2 protein-coding genes are annotated in these 3,995 nt (G+C 33.6%); one reads left to right on the top strand and one right to left on the bottom strand.

Going from position 1 to position 3,995, the window contains the following annotated elements; all coding sequences use genetic code 11:
- Positions 1-329: 329 nt before the first annotated feature.
- Complete coding sequence (locus F6K22_RS34595; RefSeq protein ID WP_293108869.1) at positions 330-2,801, top strand: ATP-binding protein; 2,472 nt, start codon at positions 330-332, stop codon at positions 2,799-2,801.
- 140 nt (positions 2,802-2,941) lie between these two features.
- Here F6K22_RS34595 and F6K22_RS34590 read toward each other — a convergent pair whose 3' ends face one another.
- Positions 2,942-3,550 carry an IS607 family transposase gene (locus F6K22_RS34590; protein WP_293108866.1) on the bottom strand — a complete coding sequence of 203 codons (609 nt, stop codon included), beginning with the start codon at positions 3,548-3,550 and terminating at the stop codon, positions 2,942-2,944.
- Positions 3,551-3,995: the final 445 nt, after the last annotated feature.

Genomic DNA, 3,995 nt, shown 5'->3' with positions numbered 1-3,995 from the left:
CAGATCGAGCGATGTATACGGCGAAACAGCAGGGGCGAAATATGGCGATCGCCTATACTTCTTCCTGAAGGTTTTCAATAATTAATAATTAACAATTAATAATTAATAATTACCTCTTCTTAAAACGGATAGGATTGGTTAAAAATAATTTTTTTCTTCTCTTGGTCGATTGGATTTGGATATGGAGTTTCGCGAAACGACCACTTTTTCTCCTTGCTCATGAGAGGTTTAAACCTTAATTTTTCGGTAATGGAATAACCAATAACTTAAAATAAAACGGAAAAATCCTTTCACAGTTTAGATTATAGCTGTCAAAGCTCCCTAAACTAATGCTAATACAATCTAAAAAAAATAGTACAGCTAGTCTTTTCCCCTATGTGGCTACATTCTTAGCTATACTTGTGGTACTTGCGATCGCTTGGATTCTAGATCGTTCCGAACAAGAGCGATTTAAACAACAAAATCGTGCTAATGTTCTCCATCAACTTAGTACGGTGCGAGCTAATTTAGAAGCAGCTTTAAATCAGCGACTTTTCTTAATGCGGGGTTTAGTTGCTTATATTTCCTCAGTTAATCCTGATATTAGCCAAGCAGAATTTGAAAATCTAACTAGGATAATTGTAGCGAAACAACCTGGAATTCCTAGTGCTGCTCTATTTAAAGATTCCATTTGCACTCATCTTTATCCCCTTGCTGGACAAGAAGAAGCTTTAGGTTTTGAACCTCTAAAAGTACCAAATGAAAGGGAAGCATTCCAAAGAGCAATTAATACTAGAAATACGGTTGTTTCAGGTCCAGTTGATTTATTTCCTCAAGGAGGTAGGGTTTTAATTACCCGCACACCCATTTTTCTCACACCTTTTGGTCAAAAACCTGAAAGTGGAGCGTATTGGGGTATGGTGAGTATTGGCATTGATTTCGATATCCTCTTGGAAGAAGCAGGAATAGTTAATCCTAAAGGAGAACTAAAGTACACAATTCGAGGTCAGGATGGACTAGGAAAAGATGGGGCAGTATTTTGGGGAAATAAAGATATTTTTGCCAAAAATCCAGTAATTTTAGACGTTAAATTGCCTAATGGTTCATGGCAAATAGCAGCAATTCCCCTAGGAGGATGGCAAAAGAATAACCCCATATCTAGAAGATTATGGTTGGGTAGTAGTCTTGTCGCTATTTTGGTTGGTATCTTAATGTATATTTTAGTAAGCGCACCAAGACGTTTGCGAGAAGCAGTAAAACAAGCCACAATCGCACTACGAAAAAATGAAGAATTATTAGAACAACGCATCACGGAACGTACCACTGAACTAGCAAAGGCGAAAGAAAAAGCTGAAGTTGCCAATCTTGCCAAAAGTCGTTTTATTGCGAATATGAGCCATGAATTACGCACACCTTTAAATGCAATTTTAGGCTTTTCTCAAATTATGAAACGTCAGAGTTCTTTAAGTCAAGAAATTCAAGAAAATATCAAGATTATTAGTCGTAGTGGGGAATATTTACTGAGTTTAATTAATGATATTTTAGAATTGGCAAAAATAGAAGCAGGAAAACAAAGTTTCAGACCTAATAATTTTGACGTATATTTTATTTTAGATGAAATCAAGACTCTTTTTGAAATAAAAGCTAAAGACAAAGGATTAGAGTTAATTTTTGAAATAGATGAAACTGTTCCCAGATATATCTGCACTGATGAAACAAAATTACGTCAAGTTTTAATTAATTTACTTAATAATGCAATTAAATTTACTTTTGAGGGTAGAATATTTGTGAAAGTTAAAACTCAGGGTAGCACAGAAATATTGCCTGTTTTAGAAACTCAAAAATCTGTCTTAGGAATTAACAATTATCTGTCAGAAATAAAAAATAAAACAATCAATACCTCAAAATTACTGTTCACTGTAGAAGATACAGGAGTAGGGATAGCAGCAGCAGAATTAAATCAAGTATTTGAAATATTTAGCCAGACAGAATCAGGAAAAAGAAGTCAAGAAGGCACAGGTTTAGGATTGTCTATTACCCGTGCTTTTGTACAATTAATGGGAGGAAATATTACTGTTAAAAGTGAACTCAAAAAAGGCTCTATATTTGCATTTTATATCAAGGTAAATATAGTGACTTCCACAGAAGTAAAAGTAGAAAAAATAGAGCGTCATCCTATTGAATTACAACCGAATCAGCCCACTTACAAAATACTAATTGTAGACGATATACAAATTAATCGTCAATTATTAATCAAATTACTACAGCCATTAAAATTTCAACTAAAAGAAGCTATAAATGGTCAAAAAGCAATTGAAATATGGCATGATTGGCATCCTGACTTAATCTGGATGGATATGAAAATGCCTATAATGAATGGTTATGATGCAACTCAATATATTAAAGGCACAATACAAGGAAGAAAAACGAAAATCATAGCATTAACTGCCAGTGTATTAGAAGAAGAAAAATCAATTATTTTATCAGCAGGGTGTGATGATTTTGTGAGAAAACCTTTCCGAGAATCTATGATTTTTGAAACAATGAAAAAACATTTAGGAGTTGAATATATTTATGCAGAAGAAGAGGAAGAAGCTCAAACCAATAAAATAGAACCTTTAAAACCAGAGGATTTAATTATCATGCCTCCAGAATGGTTAGAAAAGTTGTATTATGCCAGTAAAGCTTTAAATGATGATATGGCTTTAGGGCTAATTGCAGAAATCCCAGAAACACATTCTTTATTAGCTAATCAGTTAACTTCTTTAGTTGATAATTTTCAACTCAAGCAAATTAAAACAATCATTGAATTAATTTTATGAAAATTAAGAGAGTAGGGATTAGGGGAAAAAATATACTTGTATACTTAATAAGTAGATCTAAAATAATTTTGCCTACCTACTTAAGGTTAAGGGCAGTGTTTTTTGTTTGTTATTGACTTTGAGTTTAGTCTTAAACGATTTCATTTTAACTGGTTAGCTACCTCTTTCAATTGCTTAACAATTTCCTTGTTTTTCAGGCTTCTTGAACCATAGAGTCTGGCAGAAAATACTGTAATTATTTCGAGCACATCTTGAGCTAAAACTTCTTCAAAGGTAGAATCCTCGGAACGATTAATGATTACTACTTCTGTACCAAATATTTCACACAAAGTAAATATTAAGTCACTACCAAATCTCAGCAATCTGTCTTTATGAGTTAAGACTAATCGTTCTACTTGCTCTGAGCAGATCAGTTTGATTAACTTAATCAATCCTTTTTTGCGATAGTTTAAACCACTACCTGAGTCTGATATGACTTCAAAAGACCAACCTTGTTGAGCGCAATATGCTTCTAAAACTATTTTTTGGCGCTTTAAGTCATCTTTTTGGTCATGGCTACTGACTCTAGCATAAGCAACGGTCAAAGAATTATCTTGTTTGTTACCGATTAAGTTAGAGACAGTAAATCGTCGATGACCACCTTCGGTACGGATTGATTTGATCCGTCCTTCAGTTTCCCATCGTCTAATTGTTTTTGTTGACACTCCTAGCAGTTCTGCTGCTTGAGATACGGTTAATAAGTTAGACATGAATCTAGTATATCACAATATACCTCTCCGGAAAACAGGGAGTAGAAAGTAGGGAGCAGAGGAAAGAATTAATGATTTCTGCGTATGGGATTGATTTGATTTTTAATTATCACGCCTATGTCTAATAAATATTTAATTATGTTTAATTATGTTTAATTATGTTTAATTATGTTGATTACCCTCTTCTACAGACCTAATACCAAAGCATATCAATGAGGTATGGGGAGCGGAAAGTTGGGAAAAAGCTCTCAAAGCATAATTGAATTAATAATCAACTATAGCGCAACAGTTGTTGTAAAAATCAACTCAAACACTACTATTTAGAATGGGTATTTGAAGTGTTGATAATGTGAGTGTCTGATATCAAATCCTGTTAATTGCACATAGAATCCGGTTATATGATATATGTTGATAGTTCCATATTCAATTTCCCCAACTCCCCACA

It is taken from the genome of Okeania sp. SIO2F4 (assembly GCF_010672385.1).
Taxonomy (GTDB): Bacteria; Cyanobacteriota; Cyanobacteriia; order Cyanobacteriales; family Microcoleaceae; genus Trichodesmium.
The sequence above is the reverse complement of the archived record's forward strand: the minus strand, read 5'-3'. Positions and strand labels throughout refer to the sequence as shown.

Coding starts and splice junctions, on each gene's coding strand:
- F6K22_RS34595 (WP_293108869.1), top strand. CDS start 330: ATGCTAATACAATCTAAAAAAAATAGTACAGCTAGTCTTTTCCCCTAT.
- F6K22_RS34590 (WP_293108866.1), bottom strand. CDS start 3,550: ATGTCTAACTTATTAACCGTATCTCAAGCAGCAGAACTGCTAGGAGTG.